Source organism: Pseudomonas sp. KU43P (genome assembly GCF_033095865.1).
Lineage (GTDB): Bacteria > Pseudomonadota > Gammaproteobacteria > Pseudomonadales > Pseudomonadaceae > Aquipseudomonas.
This window is the reverse complement of the sequence record NZ_AP019365.1, coordinates 2,969,011-2,987,048: the sequence shown is the minus strand read 5'-3', so window position 1 is coordinate 2,987,048 and position 18,038 is coordinate 2,969,011. Positions and strand designations below refer to the sequence as shown.

Genomic DNA, 18,038 nt, shown 5'->3' with positions numbered 1-18,038 from the left:
CCAATCAGTCGCGGTAGAAGGTCTGCACCAGGTGATAACCGAACTTGGATTTGATTGGCCCATGCACCACGCGCAAAGGTTTCTTGAAGATTACCTGGTCGATGGCACCTACCAGCTGCCCGGGCCGCACTTCGCCCAGGTCGCCGCCACGCTTGCCTGAAGGGCAAGTGGAGAACTTCTTGGCCAGCACGTCGAAGGCCTCGCCATTGGCGATGCGCTGCTTGAGCTTTTCGGCTTCGTCAGCGGTCTTGACCAGGATGTGGCGGGCTTGAGCTTTCATGGGGACACCTGTGCTTCGGGGCAAAAAAAGGCCGCCATTATGCCTGATCGCACAATGGCGGCGCGCCTCATTCTACCTTGGCCTTCTGCACGTCATTTGAGGCCGACCACACGCGGTAGCGCACCTCGACGCCCTGCGGCACATAGACCACCACCGGCAGTTTGCTGTTGTAACGCAGCATGAAGCCTTCGCCGACCACCGGCACGAAGGCCTCGGTCTTCTTGCCATCCGGGCAGGCCATCAGGGTGCTGGCCGGGCCGCCGACCTTATCCAGGCGGTAGTAGCTGTAGCCCCAGCCTTCCAGGGTGCGTTCTTCCAAGCTGCCGGCCAGGCGCTGGCGGTTGCAGTCGACCTGCAGGGTCTTGCCCGCCAGGATTTCAAGCTTGTGGGCCGATTCATCAGCCTGTGCCGGCAGGTGGATCACCTGCCGGGTAAAGCCCTTTTCCGCTTCAGGGTACGGCGCGACGTCTTTCAGGCTGGCTGCCATCGCCGGGGCGGTGGCAGCCAGGGCCAGGGCGAGCATCGCGGACATGTGGGTTGGGCGCATAGGGCCTCCTTGCAATTAACGGGTGCAAGACCGCTGCCAGGCCCTGGCTGCGCATCATTGGGCCAGCCAGCCACCATCGACGTTCCAGGCGGCGCCGCGGACCTGGCTACCGGCCTCGCTGCACAAGAATAGTACCAGCTCGCCCAAGTGCTCGGGGGTGACGAAGGCCAATGAAGGCTGTTTCTCGGCCAGCAGATCCGCTTGTGCCTGATGGGGGTCTATGCCCTTGGCGGCGCGATCGTCGATCTGCTTCTGCACCAGCGGGGTCAGCACCCAGCCGGGGCAGATGGCATTGCAGGTGACGTTGCTGGTGGCAGTTTCCAGGCCCACCACCTTGGTCAGGCCGACCACGCCGTGCTTGGCGGCCACGTATGCCGCCTTGCCGGTGGAGCCGACCAGCCCGTGCACCGAGGCGATGTTGACGATGCGCCCCCAGTTGCGTGCACGCATGCCGGGCAGGGCCAGGCGGGTGCCATGGAACACGGCCGACAGGTTCAGGGCGATGATCTTGTCCCAGCTTTCTACCGGAAATTGCTCGACCGGGGCCACGTGCTGGATGCCGGCGTTGTTGACAAGGATATCGACCCCGCCGAATTCGCGTTCGGCCAGGGCGAACAGTGCTTCTATCTGCGCCACGTCGGACAGGTCGGCGGGGTGGTGCGTCACCTTCACCCCATGGCTGGCTACCTCGGCCAAGGCCGCTGACGGGTCGCCGAAACCGTTGAGCAGAATGTTCGCGCCGGCGCGTGCCAGCACTTGGGCGATCCCCAGGCCGATACCGCTGGTGGAGCCGGTTACCAGTGCAGTCTTGCCTTCGAGTGTCATGCCAACATCTCCTTGGACTAGCTTCGTGGGTCGAACGCCTCGCGCAGGGCGTCGCCGATGAACACCAGCAGTGACAGGATCACCGCCAGCGCAAAGAACGCGGTAAAGCCCAGCCAGGGGGCCTCCAGGTGCTGTTTACCCTGGGTCACCAGCTCGCCCAGCGATGCACTCCCGGCCGGCATGCCGAAGCCGAGAAAGTCCAAGGCGGTCAGGGTGGTGATGGCCCCGGTGAGCATGAACGGTACATAGGTGAAGGTGGCGTTCATGGCATTGGGCAGGATATGCCGCAGCATTACCTGGCTGTCCGGCAGGCCCAGAGCTCGGGCGGCCTTGACGTATTCGAGGTTGCGCCCCCGCAGGAATTCGGCGCGCACCACATCCACCAGGGTCAGCCAGGAGAACAGTGCCATGATGCCCAGCAGCCACCAGAAGTCCGGCTCAACGAAGCCGCTGAGGATGATCAGCAGGTACAGCACCGGCAACCCCGACCACACCTCCAGCAGACGCTGACCGATCAGGTCGACCCAGCCACCGTGATAGCCCTGCAAGGCGCCGGCGGCCAGGCCGATCAGCACGCTGACCACGGTCAGGGCAAAGGCGAACAGCAGCGAGGTCCGCGTGCCATACAGCACCCGCGCCAGTACATCGCGGCCCTGGTCGTCGGTGCCCAGCCAATTGCTGGCGCTTGGCGGGCTGGGTGTGGGTACTTGCAGGTCGTAGTTGGGCGTGTCGGCGCTGAAGGGGATTGGGGCGAAAAACATCCAGCCGCCCTGGCCTTCGATCAACTGCCGTACATAAGCACTGCGGTAGTCCGGCTGGAAGGGCAGTTGGCCACCGAACTGCTGCTCGGTGTAGCGTTTGAGCGCCGGGACGTACAGCTCGCCCTTGAACCCCAGCAACAGGGGTTTGTCGTTGGCGACCAGCTCGGCGCCCAGGCTCAGCAGCAGCAAACCGGCGAACAGCCACAGCGATACCCAGCCACGGCCGTTACGGCGAAAGCGTTGCAGGCGGCGACGCGAAACCGGCGAAAGCATCAGTGGGCCCTCGCGTCGAAGTCGATGCGCGGATCGAGCACGGTGAAGGCCAGGTCGCCGATCAGGCGGAACAGCAAACCTGCCAGGGTGAAGATGAACAGCGTGCCGAACACCACCGGGTAGTCACGCGACACAGCCGCCTCATAGCTTAGGCGGCCCAGGCCATCGAGGGAGAAGATCACCTCGATCAGCAGCGAGCCGGCGAAGAACACCGTGATCAGCGCCTGCGGCAACCCGGCCAGCACCAGCAGCATGGCGTTGCGCAGCACATGCCCATAAAGCACGCGCTGCTCGCTCAGGCCCTTGGCCCGGGCGGTGACCACATACTGGCGGGAAATCTCGTCGAGAAAGGCGTTCTTGGTCAGCAGGGTGAGGGTGGCGAAACCGCCAATCACCAGCGCGCCGACTGGCAGCACCAGGTGCCAGAAATAGTCGGCAAGCTTGCCCAGCAGGCTCAACTGGTCAAAATCCTCGGACACCAGCCCGCGCACCGGGAACCAGTTTAGCGACGTGCCGCCGGCGAACAGCACGATCAGCAGCAGGGCGAACAGGAACGAGGGCAGGGCATAGCCGATCACGATCAGTGCGCTGCTCCAGGCATCGAAACGGCTGCCGTGGCGCACCGCCTTGCGGATGCCCAGCGGGATCGACACCAGGTACGTGATCAGCGTGGCCCAGAAGCCTAGTGACAGGGTCACAGGCAACTTGTCGAGTATCAGGTCGGTGACCTTGGCGCCGCGAAAGAAGCTCTGGCCGAAATCCAGCCGCGCATACTGCCCGAGCATCAGCCACAGACGCTCGCTGGCAGACTTGTCGAAACCATACTGGCGCTTGATCTCGTCGATCAGTTTCGGGTCCAGGCCGCGGGTGGCGCGGGACTCGCCATGTACCACTTCCGCGCGGGCGCCTGGCGCACTGCCGCCCAGGCCTTGCAGGCGTGCCACCGCCTGTTCCACCGGGCCGCCCGGCGCGGCCTGGACGATGGCGAAATTGACCAGCAGGATCGCCAGCAAGGTGGGGATGATCAGCAGCAGGCGACGCAGGATGTAGGCGGTCATGGCTTGGCCTTCTGGCGCTCGGCCATTTGTGCGTTGGTCAGCGCGTGCGGGCTGATTTCCCACCAGCCGTCCAGCCCTTCGTCATAGGCGGGCTGAACCTTGGGCAGGCCGAAGCGGTTCCACCACACGGTCGAGCTGCCGGGCGGGTAGTAGTTGGGCACCCAGTAGTAGTTCCATTGCAGCACCCGGTCCAGGGCATGGGCGTGGCGTAGCATGTCGGCCTGGCTGCTGGCCCGTACCAGGCCATCGACCAGGCGGTCCACGGCTGGGTCCTGCAGCACCATCAGGTTGTTCGAACCCGGGTCGTGGGCCGCGGCGGAGCCGAAATAGTTGTACATCTCGGCGCCTGGCGACAGGGTGACCGGGTAGCCGGTGACGATCATGTCGTAGTCGCGGGCCATCACCCGGTTGATGTACTGGGCAGCGTCGACGTTGCGGATGTTCAGGGTGATGCCGATCTGTGCCAGGTTGCGCTTCCAGGGCAGCAGCAGGCGTTCGACGCCCGACTGGCCATTGAGGAAGGTGAAGGCCAGTGGTTGGCCCTGAGGATTCACCAGGCGATCGCCGTCCGGGTGCCAGCCTGCCTGCTGCAACAGCGCCAGAGCCTGCAGCTGTTGCGGGCGGATGAGCCCTGAACCGTCGGTGACCGGGGCGCTGAACACCTGGCTGAACACCTCGTCGGGCACCTGGCCGCGTAACGGCTCGAGCAATTTCAGCTCTTCGGCATCCGGCAGCTCGCGGGCTGCCAGCGGGGTGTTGGAGAACACGCTCTGCTGGCGGATGTACAGGTTGCGCATCATCTGCCGGTTGCTCCACTCGAAGTCCCAGAGCATGGCCAGCGCCTGGCGCACCCGGCGGTCCTTGAACTGGGGTTGGTCGAGGTTGAACACGAAACCCTGGGCGGTCTGTGGCTTGGCCGGGCCCAGGTGGGCACGCTGCAGGCGCCCGTCGTTCAGTTGCGCGCCGTTGTAGCCGAGGGTGTAGGCAGTGGCGGAGAACTCGCGGTTGTAGTCGTAGCCGCCACCCTTGAGTACCTGGCGGGCGACTTCGGTATCGCCGAAGTACTCGATGCGGATGTGCGCGAAGTTGAAGCGGCCACGGCTGACCGGCAGCTCCCTGGCCCACCAGTTCGGGTCGCGCTCGAAGGTGATGCTGCGGCCGTTGTCGATGCGCCCGATGCGGTACGGGCCGCTGCCGACCGGCTTGGTGAAGCCGGCGCCATTGGCGAAGTCTCGGTCGCCCCAGTCGTGTTCGGGCAGCACCGGCAGGCTCGCCAGGTCTAGAGGCAGGGTGCGGCCGTGGGGTTGCTTGAGGTCGAAGCGTACATGGCGTGCATCCTCCACGGTAACCCCGGCAACGTCGGCGAATTGGGTGCGGTATTTGAGGCTGCCCTCGGCCATCAGCTTGTCGAAGGTGAAGCGCACGTCCTCGGCGCGTACCGGCTTGCCGTCTGCGAAGGTCGCCCGCGGGTCGATCTCGAAACGTAGCCACGCATCGTCTGGGCCGCGTTCCATGCGCTGGGCGATCAGGCCGTAGACAGTGTAGGGCTCATCGAACGAGCGCACGGCCAGGGGCGCATACAGCCAGCCATCGACCTCGCTGACGCCGGTGCCTTTGTCGATATAGGGGAGAATATGGTCGAACTGGCCGATCTCGATGGCCGAGCGGCGCAGCAGCCCGCCCTTGGGGGCGTCGGGGTTGACGTAGTCGAAGTGGCGGAAGCTTTCGGTGTAGCGGGGGGCTTCGCCGTAGACGGTGAGCGCGTGACTGGGGGCGGCCTCGGCGGCAACGCTTGCACACAGCAGTGCGAGCCACGCCAGGCACTGGGGAAACCGGCTGGCCCTATCGCCGGCAAGCCGGCTCCCACAGGTCAGGTGCAGGCCTTGAATGCCGCGCGGGTTCTGTGGGAGCCGGTTTGCCGGCGCTGGGGCCATCGGCGATGTCAGCCGATCAGTCCTGACGGCTGGTCACTTCCAGCAGGTGGTAGCCGAACTGGGTCTTCACCGGGCCTTGCACGGTGTTGAGCGGCGCGCTGAAGACCACGGTGTCGAACTCCTTGACCATCTGGCCTGGGCCGAAGGTACCCAGGTCGCCGCCTTGACGGCTGGACGGGCAGGTGGAGTTGGCCTTGGCGATTTCAGCGAAGTCGGCACCGGCTTCGATCTGGGCCTTGAGTTCGTTGCACTTCTCTTCAGAGCTGACGAGGATGTGGCGGGCAGTGGCGCGTGCCATGGGGTACTACTCCTTGGGGTGAAAAGGGCAAGCCTAGCGCACTTGCTTGGGAAATGTCTCGCCAGGCTTACCGCGGGTTTCCTACAGCCGCGCTGCGGCATCGCGCAGCAGGGTCTCGGTCGCCGCCCAGCCCAGGCAACCGTCGGTAATCGACACGCCGTATTTCAGTGGGCCCTTGCCCAGTGCCTGGCAGCCATCGAACAGGTGCCCTTCGAGCATCACTCCGACAATCGAGCGGTCGCCGCCCAGGCGCTGGGCCAGCACGTCCTCGAACACCGCAGGTTGCCGCGCCGGGTCCTTGCCACTGTTGGCGTGGCTGCAGTCGACCATGATCCGCGCTTCCAGGCCCGCCTTGGCCAGCCCCTGACGGGCCTGGGCAATGCTGGTGGCATCGTAGTTCGGGCCTTTGTGGCCACCGCGCAGCACCAGGTGAGTGTCCGGGTTACCCAGGGTCTCGATGATCGCCGGGTAGCCCTGCGCATCCATGCCGAAGTGGCGGTGCGGGGCTGCGGCGCTGCGCATGGCATCGCAGGCGATGGCCACGCCACCGTCTGTGCCGTTCTTGAAGCCGACCGGCAATTGCAGGCCGCTGACCATTTCCCGGTGGATCTGCGATTCTGTGGTGCGCGCGCCAATCGCGGCCCAGCCCAGCAGGTCATCGAAGTACCCGGCCGCCATCGGCTGCAGCAACTCGGTGGCAATCGGCAGGCCGCGTTCGATCATGTTCAGCATCAAGCCACGGGACAGGGCGATGCCGGCATGCATGTCGTCGCTGCCGTCCAGGTGCGGGTCGTAGGCCAGGCCTTTCCAGCCCACCGTGGTACGCGGTTTTTCCACGTAGGCGCGCATCACCAGCAGCAGCTTGTCGTCGACTTCGCGGCTGAGGGCGGCCAAGCGGTCGGCGTATTCCAGGGCCGAACGTGGGTCGTGGATCGAGCACGGGCCGACAATCACCAACAGGCGCGGGTCGCGGCCTTCGAGGATGGCGCGGATGGCCTGGCGGTGGCTGTGGACTTGCTGGGCGAGTTCGGTAGGCAGCGGCATCTGCTGCTTGAGCAGGTGCGGGCTGGGCAGGCGCTGGCTGACGGTGGTGTTGGCAGCTTGCGGTTGGGTCAGGGGCAGAGCGAGGTTCGAAGCGTGCATGGCGTAGGTTCCCTGGGCGGACGGCGGGTTCTGGCCCGCGTTGTCGGCCCTATCGAGGTGTTCGACTGTTCGTTGATTGATTGTCTGCAGCGTTGCCACCCGTGATGGACCGATCGGAGGCGGCAGGCTGGCCCGAACGGGATTGGCTAAATCGCCAGGCATAGGTGCTTGCGTAGTCATAAGTGGCGTAGTTCATGAATCTGTCCTCAAGGTGAATCGGTAATTGTCAAAGGCCTGAAAAGCAAAACCCCCGGTCGGGGAGCCGACCGGGGGTTGAGTATTCTCATGTTCGGCGGCCCCTCGAAGGTGGGCGCCGGGTGGGTATCGGCGCCTAGTGGCTAAACCAATACCCAAAATAGAAACCAGCAGCCGCCTTGCAGCCGGCAACGGCCAGCACAGGGCGCAGGGTGCGACCGGTGTGGTTGGCGTGGTTGCAGGTGTGTTTCGGCATGTTGCTCTCCAGTGAATGAGCCCGAGCTTACTTCAGGTAGCGCGCCACGTTCAATGGATAATTGCTATGGGGTCGATCATTCGTGCCTTGGCCTGCAAAAAACGGATAGCACTGTGCACCCAGCGGATATTGCCGCCCGTTCGTGCGCCCTAACCTGACCGGGTCTGAACAATAACAATGGAGACCCTGGCCATGTCCCTGGGATTCGACTACCTCAATGCCATGCTCGAGGACGACCGTGAACAAGGCATCTACCGCTGCAAGCGCGAGATGTTCACCGACCCACGCCTGTTCGACCTGGAGATGACGCACATCTTCGAGGGCAACTGGATCTACCTGGCCCACGAAAGCCAGATCCCCGAGAAAAACGATTTCCTCACCCTGACCATGGGGCGCCAGCCGATCTTTATCGCGCGCAACAAGGACGGTGAACTCAATGCCTTCCTCAACGCCTGCAGCCACCGCGGCGCCATGCTCTGCCGCCACAAGCGCGGCAACCGCTCCAGCTATACCTGCCCGTTCCACGGCTGGACCTTCAACAACAGCGGCAAGCTGCTCAAGGTCAAGGACCCGAGCAACGCCGGCTACCCGCAAAGCTTCAACTGCGACGGCTCCCATGACCTGACCAAGGTCGCCCGTTTCGAGTCGTACCGCGGCTTCCTGTTCGGCAGCCTCAAGGCCGACGTCAAACCCTTGGTCGAGCACCTGGGCGAGTCGGCGAAGATCATCGACATGATCGTCGACCAGTCGCCCGAAGGCCTGGAAGTGCTGCGCGGCGCCAGTTCGTACATCTACGAAGGCAACTGGAAGCTCACTGCCGAAAACGGCGCCGACGGCTACCACGTCAGCTCCGTGCACTGGAACTACGCCGCCACCCAGAACCAGCGCAAGCAGCGCGAAGCGGGTGACGAGATCAAGACCATGAGCGCCGGTGCCTGGGCCAAGCAGGGCGGTGGTTTCTACTCCTTCGACCACGGCCACCTGCTGCTCTGGACCCGCTGGGCCAACCCGGAAGATCGCCCTGCGTACGAGCGCCGCGATCAGCTCGCCGCCGACTTCGGCCAGGCGCGGGCCGACTGGATGATCGAGAACTCGCGCAACCTGTGCCTGTACCCGAACGTCTACCTGATGGACCAGTTCAGCTCGCAGATCCGCATCGCCCGGCCGATTTCGGTGAACAAGACCGAGATCACCATCTACTGCATCGCGCCCAAGGGCGAGAGCGCCGATGCCCGCGCCAAGCGTATCCGCCAGTACGAAGACTTCTTCAACGTCAGTGGCATGGCCACCCCGGATGACCTGGAAGAGTTTCGCTCCTGCCAGACCGGCTACGGCGGCGGCACCGGTTGGAACGACATGTCGCGCGGCGCCGCGCACTGGGTCGAAGGCGCCGATGAAGCCGCGCAGGAGATCGAGCTCAAGCCGCTCTTGTCAGGCGTGCGCACCGAGGACGAGGGCCTGTTCGTGCTGCAGCACAAATACTGGCAGGACACCATGATTCAGGCGCTCAAGGACGAACAGCGGCTGATCCCCGTGGAGGCCGTGCAATGAGCCTGCATGACACCGTGCGCGACTTCCTCTACCGCGAAGCGCGCTACCTGGACGATGCCCAGTGGGACCAGTGGCTGGAGTTGTACGCCAGCGACGCCACGTTCTGGATGCCGGCCTGGGATGACGACGACCGCCTCACCGTTGATCCGCAAAGCGAGATCTCGCTGATCTGGTACGGCAACCGGGGTGGTCTGGAGGACCGTGTGTTCCGCATCAAGACCGAGCGCTCCAGCGCCACGGTGCCGGACACCCGCACCTCGCACAACATCAGCAACATCGAGATCGTCGAACACGGCGAAGGCAGCTGCCAGGTGCGTTTCAACTGGCACACCTTGAGTTTTCGCTACAAGACCACCGACAGCTACTTCGGCACCAGCTACTACGCCCTCGACCTGCGCGGCGAGCAGCCGCTGATCACGGCCAAGAAGGTGGTGCTCAAGAACGACTACGTGCGTCAGGTCATCGACATCTACCACATCTGAATCGAGGCAATGCGAGCTGCCCGGCGTGCCCTTTGGCACGCCGCGGCCAGCCTCGCCCGCGAGGTGCAACATGAGCTTCCAGATCGCGCTTAATTTCGAAGACGGGGTCACCCGCTTCATCGAGGCCAGCGGCCATGAAACCGTGGCCGACGCCGCCTACCGGCAAGGCATCAACATCCCCCTGGACTGCCGCGACGGCGCCTGTGGCACGTGCAAGTGCAAGGCCGAATCCGGGCGTTACGACCTGGGCGACAACTTCATCGAAGACGCCCTGAGCGAAGACGAGATTGCCGACGGCTACGTGCTGACCTGCCAGATGCGCGCCGAAAGCGACTGCGTGGTGCGCATTCCGGCGTCCTCGCAGCTGTGCAAGACCGAGCAGGCCAGTTTCGAAGCGGCCATCAGCGACGTGCGCCAGCTGTCGGCCAGCACCATTGCCCTGTCGATCAAGGGCGAGGCCCTGAGCCGCCTGGCGTTCCTGCCAGGCCAGTACGTCAACCTCAAGGTGCCAGGCAGCGACCAGAGCCGGGCCTACTCCTTCAGCTCGCTGCAGAAGGATGGCGAGGTCAGCTTCCTCATTCGCAACGTGCCCGGCGGGCTGATGAGCAGCTTCCTCACCAGCCTGGCCAAGGCCGGCGACAGCATGAGCCTGGCCGGCCCCCTGGGCAGTTTCTACCTGCGCCCGATCCAACGCCCGCTGCTGCTGCTGGCCGGTGGCACTGGCCTGGCGCCGTTCACGGCGATGCTGGAGAAGATTGCCGAGCAGGGTAGCGAGCACCCGCTGCACTTGATCTACGGGGTCACCAACGACTTCGACCTGGTCGAGTTGGACCGCCTGCAGGCCCTAGCGGCGCGCATCCCCAACTTCACCTACAGCGCCTGTGTGGCCAACCCCGACAGCCAATACCCGCAGAAGGGCTACGTGACCCAGCACATCGAGCCACGCCACCTCAATGACGGCGACGTGGACGTCTACCTGTGCGGGCCACCGCCGATGGTCGAGGCGGTCAGCCAGTACATCCGCGAGCAGGGAATCACCCCGGCGAACTTCTACTACGAAAAGTTTGCTGCAGCGGCCTGAGAAGGCGAGGGCTGCGCCCTCGATCGCCGGCAAGCCGGCTCCCACAGGCACAGCGATCGATTCAATGTGGGAGCCGGCTTGCCGGCGATGAGCCCAGTCCAGGCAACCCAAAGGTTGAAGCCTGAAAGCAGGCTAAGGAAGCAACAGATGAACAACAGATTCCAAGGCAAGGTCGCCCTGGTCACCGGCGCCGCCCAAGGCATAGGCCGTGGCGTCTGCTGGCGGCTCAAGGCCGAAGGCGCGCAGGTGGTGGCAGTGGACCGTTCCGAGCTGGTCCACGAACTGGCAGGCGAGGGCATGCTGACCCTCACCGCCGACCTCGAACAGCACACCGATTGCGCCCGGGTCATGGCAACGGCCGTTGAAACCTTCGGCCGCCTCGACATCCTGGTCAACAACGTCGGCGGCACCATCTGGGCCAAGCCGTTCGAACACTACGAAGTGGAGCAGATCGAGGCCGAAGTCCGCCGCTCGCTGTTCCCCACCCTGTGGTGCTGCCATGCGGCGCTGCCGTACATGCTCGAACGCGGCAGCGGCGCCATCGTCAATGTCTCGTCCATCGCCACCCGTGGGGTTAACCGCGTGCCATACGGCGCGGCCAAGGGCGGGGTCAATGCGCTCACCGCCTGCCTGGCCTTCGAAACCGCTGACCGTGGCATTCGCGTCAACGCCACCGCCCCCGGTGGCACCGAAGCACCGCCGCGGCGCGTGCCGCGCAACGCTGCCGAGCAAAGCGAGCAGGACAAGGCCTGGTACCAGCAAATCGTCGACCAAACCCTGAGCAGCAGCCTGATGCACCGCTACGGCAGCATCGACGAACAGGTCGGCGCCATTCTCTTCCTCGCCTCCGACGAAGCCTCCTACATCACCGGCGTGACGCTGCCGGTAGGGGGCGGCGACCTCGGTTAAGGCCCACCAGCACGCTTTTTCTCCACAAAAACAACAAGAGAGACAGATGCCATGCGAACACTCGACGTGCACCCGATCATCGACAATGCCCGCTTCAGCCCCTTCCACTGGATGGTCATGGCCTGGTGCGGCCTGCTGCTGATCTTCGACGGCTATGACCTGTTCATCTACGGCGTGGTCCTGCCGGTGATCATGAAAGAGTGGGGCCTGACCCCCTTGCAGGCCGGTGCCTTGGGCAGCTACGCGCTGTTCGGCATGATGTTCGGCGCGCTGGCGTTCGGCAGCCTGGCCGACCGCATCGGGCGCAAGAAAGGCATCGCCATCTGTTTCGCCTTGTTCTCTGGCGCCACCATTCTCAATGGCTTTGCCAGCAGCCCGAGCGAGTTCGGCATCTACCGCTTCATCGCAGGGCTGGGCTGCGGCGGGCTGATGCCCAACGCCGTGGCACTGATGAACGAATACGCGCCCAAACGCCTGCGCAGCACGCTGGTGGCGATCATGTTCAGCGGCTACTCGCTGGGCGGCATGCTCTCGGCAGGTGTCGGCATCTTCATGCTGCCGCGTTTCGGCTGGGAATCGATGTTCTTCGCCGCCGCCGTGCCGCTGCTACTGCTGCCGGTGATTCTCTACTACCTGCCCGAGTCGATCGGCTTCCTGGTGCGCCAGGGCCGTACCGAAGAAGCGCGCACGCTGCTCAAGCGCCTGGACCCGAACTGCGACGTGCAGCCAGGCGATCAGTTGCAGGCAAGCGCCCCCAAAGGCAAAGGCGGCTCGGTCCTCGACCTGTTCCGCAACGGCCTAGCCACCCGCACCCTGGCCCTGTGGCTGGCGTTCTTCTGCTGCCTGCTGATGGTCTACGCGCTCAGCTCCTGGCTGCCGAAACTCATGGCCAACGCCGGCTACAGCCTGGGTTCGAGCCTGTCGTTCCTGCTTGCGCTGAACTTTGGCGGCATGGCCGGAGCGATCCTCGGCGGCTGGCTGGGCGACCGCTACAACCTGGTCAAGGTCAAGGTCGCGTTCTTTCTGGCAGCGTCCCTGTCGATCAGCCTGCTGGGCGTCAACAGCCCGATGCCGGTGCTGTACCTGCTGATCTTCATTGCCGGCGCCACCACCATCGGCACGCAAATCCTGTTGTATGCCGGCGCCGCCCAGCTCTATGGCCTGTCGGTGCGCTCCACCGGCCTGGGCTGGGCCTCGGGCATCGGCCGCAACGGCGCCATCGTCGGCCCGCTGCTCGGCGGGGCGCTGATGGGCATCAACTTGCCGCTGCAACTCAATTTCATCGCCTTCGCCATCCCCGGTGCCGTCGCCGCGCTGGCCATGGCCGTGCACCTGGCCAGCGGCCGGCGCCAGGCCCAGGCGGCGACGGCCTGACCCTTCTACTGACTGAACTGGAGCTTTTGCATGACAAGCCCGACCATCGAGCGTATCGACGCAATCATCGTCGACCTGCCGACCATCCGCCCGCACAAGCTGGCCATGCACACGATGCAGCAGCAGACCCTGGTGATCCTGCGCCTGAAATGCAGCGACGGCGTGGAAGGCCTCGGCGAGGCCACCACCATCGGCGGCCTGGCCTACGGCTACGAGAGCCCCGAGGGCATCAAGGCCAACATCGACGCGCACCTGGCGCCGGCACTGATCGGCCTGCCCGCCGACAACATCAATGCCGCCATGCTCAAGCTCGACAAGCTGGCCAAGGGCAACACCTTCGCCAAGTCCGGCATTGAGAGCGCGCTGCTCGACGCCCAGGGCAAGCGCCTGGGCCTGCCGGTCAGCGAACTGCTCGGCGGGCGTGTGCGCGACAGCCTGGAAGTGGCCTGGACCCTGGCCAGCGGTGACACCGCCCGCGACATCGCCGAGGCCGAGCACATGCTGGAAATACGCCGCCACCGGGTGTTCAAGCTGAAGATCGGCGCCAATCCGCTGGACCAGGACCTCAAGCACGTGGTGGCGATCAAGCGCGAGCTGGGCGAGCGCGCCAGCGTGCGCGTCGACGTCAACCAGTACTGGGACGAATCCCAGGCCATCCGCGCCTGCCAGGTGCTGGGCGATAACGGCATCGACCTGATCGAGCAGCCGATCGCGCGCATCAACCGCGGCGGGCAGGTGCGCCTGAACCAGCGCAGCCCGGCGCCGATCATGGCCGACGAATCCATCGAGAGCGTCGAGGACGCCTTCAGCCTGGCCGCCGACGGCGCCGCCAGCATCTTCGCCCTGAAGATCGCCAAGAACGGCGGCCCGCGCGCCGTGCTGCGCACCGCGCAGATCGCCGAGGCGGCCGGCATCGCCCTGTACGGCGGGACCATGCTCGAAGGCTCGGTCGGCACCCTGGCCTCGGCCCATGCCTTCCTCACCCTGCGCCAGCTGACCTGGGGCACCGAGCTGTTCGGCCCGCTGCTGCTGACCGAGGAAATCGTCAACGAGCCGCCGCAGTACCACGACTTCCAACTGCACGTGCCGCGCACCCCGGGCCTTGGCCTGAGCCTGGACGAAGCCCGCCTGGCGCGCTTCGCCCGCCGATAACCGAAAAGGAGAGAACCCATGCTGTTCCACGTGAAGATGACCGTGAAACTGCCGGTCGACATGGACCCGGCCAAGGCCGCGCAACTGAAGGCCGACGAAAAGGAACTGGCCCAGCGCCTGCAGCGCGAGGGCACCTGGCGCCACCTGTGGCGCATCGCCGGGCATTACGCCAACTACAGCGTGTTCGACGTGCCCAGCGTCGAGGCGCTGCACGACACGCTGATGCAGCTGCCGCTGTTCCCGTACATGGACATCGAGGTCGACGGCCTGTGCCGCCATCCCTCGTCGATCCACGCTGACGACCGCTGATTCCCTTTCGCACAAGAACAACAGGTACCCAACCATGACCGTGAAGATTTCCCACACTGCCGAGATTCAAGCGTTTTTCCAGCAAGCTGCAGGCTTTGGCAATGACGAGGGCCACCCGCGCCTGAAACGCATCATCCAGCGCGTGCTGCAGGACACCGCGCGCCTGATCGAAGACCTGGAGGTCAGCGAAGACGAGTTCTGGCATGCCGTCGATTACCTCAACCGGCTGGGTGGGCGGGGCGAGGCCGGGCTGCTGGTGGCGGGCCTGGGCATCGAGCACTTCCTCGACCTGCTGCAGGACGCCAAGGACGCCGAAGCTGGTCTTGGCGGCGGCACTCCGCGCACCATCGAAGGGCCGCTGTACGTGGCCGGCGCACCCATAGCCGAAGGTGAAGTACGCATGGACGATGGCAGCGAGGAGGGCGTGGCCACCGTGATGTTCCTCGAAGGCCAGGTGCTCGACCCCGAAGGCCAACCCCTGGCCGGTGCCACCGTCGACCTGTGGCATGCCAACACCCGTGGCACCTATTCGTTCTTCGACCAGAGCCAGTCCGCGTACAACCTGCGTCGGCGCATCGTCACCGACGCCGAAGGCCGCTACCGTGCACGTTCCATCGTGCCCTCGGGCTATGGCTGCGACCCGCAGGGGCCGACCCAGGAATGTCTCGACCTGCTCGGCCGCCACGGCCAGCGCCCGGCGCACGTGCACTTCTTCATTTCGGCGCCGGGGCACCGGCACCTGACCACCCAGATCAACCTGTCGGGGGACAAATACCTGTGGGATGACTTTGCCTATGCGACCCGTGATGGGTTGGTGGGGGAGGTGGTGTTCCGTGAGGGCGGCGAGGGGCGGTATGCCGAGCTGAAATTCGACTTCCAGCTGCAGAAGGCGCTGCAGAGCGCTGACGAGCAGCGCAGCGGGCGGCCTCGGGCGCTGCAGGAAGGCTGAGGGCCCTATCGCCGGCAAGCGGGCTCCCCCAGGTTCACCACCGTCCTCTGTGGGAGCCGGCTTGCCGGCGATCAAGGGCAAAGCCCTTGCCATCCACCCCAGTCGCGAGAGGCCCTCATGAAAACCTTGATCAAGGACTGCTCCCTGTCCGCCATCCTCGCCGGCTGCATCGCGACGATGATTTCCTACGCCGGCCCGCTGGTGATCATCTTTCACGCCGCCGAAGCCGCCGGCCTTTCCCATGGCCTGCTGTCTTCCTGGGTGTGGGCGGTCTCCATGGGCAGTGCCGTGCTGGGCGCTGTGCTCAGCCTGCATTACCGCGTGCCGGTGGTGATCGCCTGGTCGATCCCGGGCTCTGCGCTACTGGTCAGCGCCTTGCCCCAGCTTGGCCTTGAGCAGGCGGTAGGTGCGTACCTGATCGCCAACCTGATCCTGCTGCTGATCGGCATCAGCGGCGCCTTCGACCGCATCATCGCGCGCTTGCCCGGTTCGATCGCCGCAGGCATGCAGGCCGGCATCCTGTTCAGCTTCGGCACGGAGGTGTTCCGTGCGTTGCCGGTTCAACCGATGTTGGTACTGGCGATGTTCGTCACCTACGTGCTGATGCGCAGGGTGCAGCCGCGCTACGCGGTGGCGGCAGTGCTGGGTGTCGGCGCCATGGTGACGGTCGCCAGCGGCGCGTTTCGCGGCGAGGCACTGGTCATGGCATTGGCCACGCCCCAGTGGATCACGCCGCAATTCAGTCTGGCAGCGGTGTTCAGCCTGGCGTTGCCGATGGTGCTGGTGGCATTGACCGGGCAGTTCATGCCGGGGATGGCGGTGCTGCGTAACGCCGGCTACGGCACGCCGGCCAGCCCGCTGATCAGCGCAAGCGCGATCGGCGGTGCGTTGCTGGCCCCGTTCGGTTGCCATGGGCTGAACCTCGCAGCGGTCACCGCCAGCCTGTGTACCGGCCACGAGGCCCATGAAAACCCCCGCCGACGCTATGTCGCGGCAGTGGCGGGCAGTGTGCTGTACCTGCTGTTGGGCATTGCCGGGGCGACGCTGATGTCGCTGTTCGCGGCTTTCCCTGCCGCACTGATCGCAACACTTGCCGGGCTGGCCCTGTATGGGGCGATCAGCGAAGCGCTGGTGCGCAGCCTGGCAGCGCCCAACGAGCGCGATGCCGGCTTGTTCACCTTTCTGGTCACGGCTTCCGGGGTGTCCTTCCTGGGCCTTTCGGCCGCGTTCTGGGGGCTGCTGTTCGGCCTGCTGGCCCACGCGCTGCTGAGCCTGCGCCGGCCGCAAGCCGTGGAGGCCCTGAACCGCAACGCCTGAAAACCGTGTTCCCAACGCTTTACCCATAAAAACAAGATCAAGAGAGCTTCGGAATGAACCACACCCCCTGCGTTGCCATCGGGCTGACCTTGCTCAGCCAACCGCTGCTGGCTGCCGAAGGCGGCTTCTTCGAAGATGCCAAGGCCAGCCTCGGCGCCCGCAATTACTACTTCAGCCGTGATTACTCCGACATCGTCGGCGCCAATCGGCAGTCCAAGGCCCAGGAGTGGGCCCAGGGCTTCATCCTCGATTTCAAGTCTGGCTACACGCCCGGCCCGGTCGGCTTCGGCGTCGACGCCCTGGGCCTGCTCGGCATCAGGCTCGACAGCAGCCCGGACCGCGTCAACACCGGCCTGCTACCGGTGCACGGCGATGGCCGCGCCGCGGACGATTACAGCCGCCTGGCACCGACCTTCAAGGGCAGGTTGTCGAAGACCGAGTTGCGCATCGGTGAACTGCAACCCAACCTGCCGGTACTGACCTTCAGCGATATCCGCCTACTGCCGCCGACCTATCAGGGCGTCAGCCTGAGTTCGTCGGAGCTGGACGGCCTGACGTTGCAAGCCGGGCACCTGAACTCCACGCACCTGCGCAACGAAGGGGGCGATGGCAAGATGAACGCCATGCTCGGCCATGTGCCGCAGCGCCAGGCCGAAAGCGATGGCTTCAACTATGTGGGGGGCGACTACGCGTTCAATGCCAACCAGAGCACTCTCAGCCTGTGGTACGGGCAACTGGAGGACATCTACGAGCAAAGCTTTGTCGGTTTCAAGCACAACAAGCCATTGGGGGATTGGGTGCTCAGTGCCAACCTTGGTTACTTCACGGCACGCGAAGACGGCGATGCGTTGCTGGGCAATATCGACAACCAGGCGTTCTTCTCGCTGCTGACGGCCAAGCACGGTGGCCACAGCTTCCACGTGGGGTACCAGGGCATCTATGGCGACAGCCCGTTCCCACGGGTATTCGCCAATATTTCGCCGTTGGGCAACGAGGTGCCGACCTATGAGTTCGCCTACACCGATGAGCGTTCGTACCAGTTGCGCTACGACTACAACTTTGCGGCCATGGGCGTGCCGGGGCTGACGGCAACGGTGCGCTACATCACCGGTAACAACGTGGATACCGGGCAAGGATTCGAAGGCAAGGACCGCGAGCGTGACATCGACCTGGGCTATGCGGTGCAGAGCGGGGTGCTAAAGGGGTTGGGCATTCGCGTGCGCAATGCCATGGCGCGGTCCAACTACCGCAGTGATATCGATGAGAACCGGTTGATCCTGGTGTACACCTGGCAGTTGTTCTGAAGTCTTAGCGGCCCTATCGCCGGCAAGCCGGCTCCCACAG

The 18,038-nt window shown here is 64.9% G+C and carries 18 protein-coding genes; 10 read left to right on the top strand and 8 right to left on the bottom strand.

From position 1 onward, the window contains the following. Positions 1-4: 4 nt before the first annotated feature. From KU43P_RS13555 to KU43P_RS13520, 8 genes are all read right to left on the bottom strand, one after another. The gene (locus tag KU43P_RS13555; RefSeq protein ID WP_008095636.1) at positions 5-280 is read right to left on the bottom strand and encodes a peptidylprolyl isomerase; all 276 of its coding nucleotides are present in this window, start codon (positions 278-280) and stop codon (positions 5-7) included. A gap of 67 nt (positions 281-347) precedes the next feature. Continuing rightward, positions 348-827, bottom strand: coding sequence for a serine protease inhibitor ecotin (gene eco, locus KU43P_RS13550; protein WP_317657889.1), 480 nt, complete (start codon positions 825-827; stop codon positions 348-350). A gap of 54 nt (positions 828-881) precedes the next feature. Then, a complete protein-coding gene (hbdH, locus tag KU43P_RS13545; RefSeq protein ID WP_317657888.1) occupies positions 882-1,652 on the bottom strand; it encodes a 3-hydroxybutyrate dehydrogenase in 771 nt (256 codons plus the stop codon). A 17-nt stretch (positions 1,653-1,669) separates the two neighbouring features. After that, complete coding sequence (locus KU43P_RS13540; RefSeq protein ID WP_317657887.1) at positions 1,670-2,686, bottom strand: ABC transporter permease; 1,017 nt, start codon at positions 2,684-2,686, stop codon at positions 1,670-1,672. Continuing rightward, entirely contained in the window at positions 2,686-3,744 is a 1,059-nt protein-coding gene (locus KU43P_RS13535) for a microcin C ABC transporter permease YejB (RefSeq protein WP_317657886.1), read from the bottom strand. The genes KU43P_RS13540 and KU43P_RS13535 overlap by 1 nt, the downstream gene beginning before the upstream one ends. Next, positions 3,741-5,678 carry an extracellular solute-binding protein gene (locus tag KU43P_RS13530; RefSeq protein ID WP_317657885.1) on the bottom strand — a complete coding sequence of 646 codons (1,938 nt, stop codon included), beginning with the start codon at positions 5,676-5,678 and terminating at the stop codon, positions 3,741-3,743. The genes KU43P_RS13535 and KU43P_RS13530 overlap by 4 nt, the downstream gene beginning before the upstream one ends. A 16-nt stretch (positions 5,679-5,694) precedes the next feature. Continuing rightward, positions 5,695-5,976, bottom strand: a complete 282-nt coding sequence (locus KU43P_RS13525; RefSeq protein WP_317657884.1) for a peptidylprolyl isomerase — start codon at positions 5,974-5,976, stop codon at positions 5,695-5,697. Between the two features lie 81 nt (positions 5,977-6,057). Beyond that, positions 6,058-7,119 carry a 3-deoxy-7-phosphoheptulonate synthase gene (locus KU43P_RS13520; protein ID WP_317657883.1) on the bottom strand — a complete coding sequence of 354 codons (1,062 nt, stop codon included), beginning with the start codon at positions 7,117-7,119 and terminating at the stop codon, positions 6,058-6,060. Positions 7,120-7,762: 643 nt separating this feature from the next. Between KU43P_RS13520 and benA the strand changes: the two genes are divergently transcribed. From benA to KU43P_RS13470, 10 genes are all read left to right on the top strand, one after another. Next, positions 7,763-9,121: a benzoate 1,2-dioxygenase large subunit gene (gene benA, locus KU43P_RS13515; RefSeq protein WP_317657882.1), complete on the top strand. Its 1,359-nt coding sequence runs from the start codon at positions 7,763-7,765 to the stop codon at positions 9,119-9,121. Next, entirely contained in the window at positions 9,118-9,603 is a 486-nt protein-coding gene (gene benB / locus KU43P_RS13510) for a benzoate 1,2-dioxygenase small subunit (RefSeq protein ID WP_317657881.1), read from the top strand. The genes benA and benB overlap by 4 nt, the downstream gene beginning before the upstream one ends. 70 nt (positions 9,604-9,673) lie before the next feature. After that, complete coding sequence (benC, locus tag KU43P_RS13505) at positions 9,674-10,684, top strand: benzoate 1,2-dioxygenase electron transfer component BenC (RefSeq protein ID WP_317657880.1); 1,011 nt, start codon at positions 9,674-9,676, stop codon at positions 10,682-10,684. 147 nt (positions 10,685-10,831) lie between these two features. Continuing rightward, positions 10,832-11,593 (top strand): 1,6-dihydroxycyclohexa-2,4-diene-1-carboxylate dehydrogenase, encoded by a 762-nt coding sequence (locus tag KU43P_RS13500; protein WP_317657879.1) that lies wholly within the window; start codon positions 10,832-10,834, stop codon positions 11,591-11,593. 51 nt (positions 11,594-11,644) lie between these two features. Continuing rightward, positions 11,645-12,967, top strand: a complete 1,323-nt coding sequence (locus KU43P_RS13495) for an MFS transporter (protein ID WP_317657878.1) — start codon at positions 11,645-11,647, stop codon at positions 12,965-12,967. A 30-nt stretch (positions 12,968-12,997) separates the two neighbouring features. Further along, positions 12,998-14,119: a muconate cycloisomerase family protein gene (locus KU43P_RS13490; RefSeq protein WP_317657877.1), complete on the top strand. Its 1,122-nt coding sequence runs from the start codon at positions 12,998-13,000 to the stop codon at positions 14,117-14,119. 18 nt (positions 14,120-14,137) lie between these two features. Then, the gene (catC, locus tag KU43P_RS13485; protein ID WP_008092782.1) at positions 14,138-14,428 is read left to right on the top strand and encodes a muconolactone Delta-isomerase; all 291 of its coding nucleotides are present in this window, start codon (positions 14,138-14,140) and stop codon (positions 14,426-14,428) included. Between the two features lie 34 nt (positions 14,429-14,462). Then, positions 14,463-15,377, top strand: coding sequence for a catechol 1,2-dioxygenase (gene catA / locus KU43P_RS13480; RefSeq protein WP_317657876.1), 915 nt, complete (start codon positions 14,463-14,465; stop codon positions 15,375-15,377). Between the two features lie 117 nt (positions 15,378-15,494). Continuing rightward, positions 15,495-16,694 (top strand): benzoate/H(+) symporter BenE family transporter, encoded by a 1,200-nt coding sequence (locus tag KU43P_RS13475; protein WP_317657875.1) that lies wholly within the window; start codon positions 15,495-15,497, stop codon positions 16,692-16,694. A gap of 53 nt (positions 16,695-16,747) precedes the next feature. After that, on the top strand, positions 16,748-17,998 hold the full coding sequence (locus KU43P_RS13470; protein WP_317657874.1) for an OprD family porin: 1,251 nt from the start codon (positions 16,748-16,750) through the stop codon (positions 17,996-17,998). Positions 17,999-18,038: the final 40 nt, after the last annotated feature.

Bases quoted from the DNA above. Each gene is read 5' to 3' on its own strand.
- KU43P_RS13555 (WP_008095636.1), bottom strand. From the start codon at position 280: ATGAAAGCTCAAGCCCGCCACATCCTGGTCAAGACCGCTGACGAAGCC.
- eco (WP_317657889.1), bottom strand. From the start codon at position 827: ATGCGCCCAACCCACATGTCCGCGATGCTCGCCCTGGCCCTGGCTGCC.
- hbdH (WP_317657888.1), bottom strand. From the start codon at position 1,652: ATGACACTCGAAGGCAAGACTGCACTGGTAACCGGCTCCACCAGCGGT.
- KU43P_RS13540 (WP_317657887.1), bottom strand. From the start codon at position 2,686: ATGCTTTCGCCGGTTTCGCGTCGCCGCCTGCAACGCTTTCGCCGTAAC.
- KU43P_RS13535 (WP_317657886.1), bottom strand. From the start codon at position 3,744: ATGACCGCCTACATCCTGCGTCGCCTGCTGCTGATCATCCCCACCTTG.
- KU43P_RS13530 (WP_317657885.1), bottom strand. From the start codon at position 5,678: ATGGCCCCAGCGCCGGCAAACCGGCTCCCACAGAACCCGCGCGGCATT.
- KU43P_RS13525 (WP_317657884.1), bottom strand. From the start codon at position 5,976: ATGGCACGCGCCACTGCCCGCCACATCCTCGTCAGCTCTGAAGAGAAG.
- KU43P_RS13520 (WP_317657883.1), bottom strand. From the start codon at position 7,119: ATGCACGCTTCGAACCTCGCTCTGCCCCTGACCCAACCGCAAGCTGCC.
- benA (WP_317657882.1), top strand. From the start codon at position 7,763: ATGTCCCTGGGATTCGACTACCTCAATGCCATGCTCGAGGACGACCGT.
- benB (WP_317657881.1), top strand. From the start codon at position 9,118: ATGAGCCTGCATGACACCGTGCGCGACTTCCTCTACCGCGAAGCGCGC.
- benC (WP_317657880.1), top strand. From the start codon at position 9,674: ATGAGCTTCCAGATCGCGCTTAATTTCGAAGACGGGGTCACCCGCTTC.
- KU43P_RS13500 (WP_317657879.1), top strand. From the start codon at position 10,832: ATGAACAACAGATTCCAAGGCAAGGTCGCCCTGGTCACCGGCGCCGCC.
- KU43P_RS13495 (WP_317657878.1), top strand. From the start codon at position 11,645: ATGCGAACACTCGACGTGCACCCGATCATCGACAATGCCCGCTTCAGC.
- KU43P_RS13490 (WP_317657877.1), top strand. From the start codon at position 12,998: ATGACAAGCCCGACCATCGAGCGTATCGACGCAATCATCGTCGACCTG.
- catC (WP_008092782.1), top strand. From the start codon at position 14,138: ATGCTGTTCCACGTGAAGATGACCGTGAAACTGCCGGTCGACATGGAC.
- catA (WP_317657876.1), top strand. From the start codon at position 14,463: ATGACCGTGAAGATTTCCCACACTGCCGAGATTCAAGCGTTTTTCCAG.
- KU43P_RS13475 (WP_317657875.1), top strand. From the start codon at position 15,495: ATGAAAACCTTGATCAAGGACTGCTCCCTGTCCGCCATCCTCGCCGGC.
- KU43P_RS13470 (WP_317657874.1), top strand. From the start codon at position 16,748: ATGAACCACACCCCCTGCGTTGCCATCGGGCTGACCTTGCTCAGCCAA.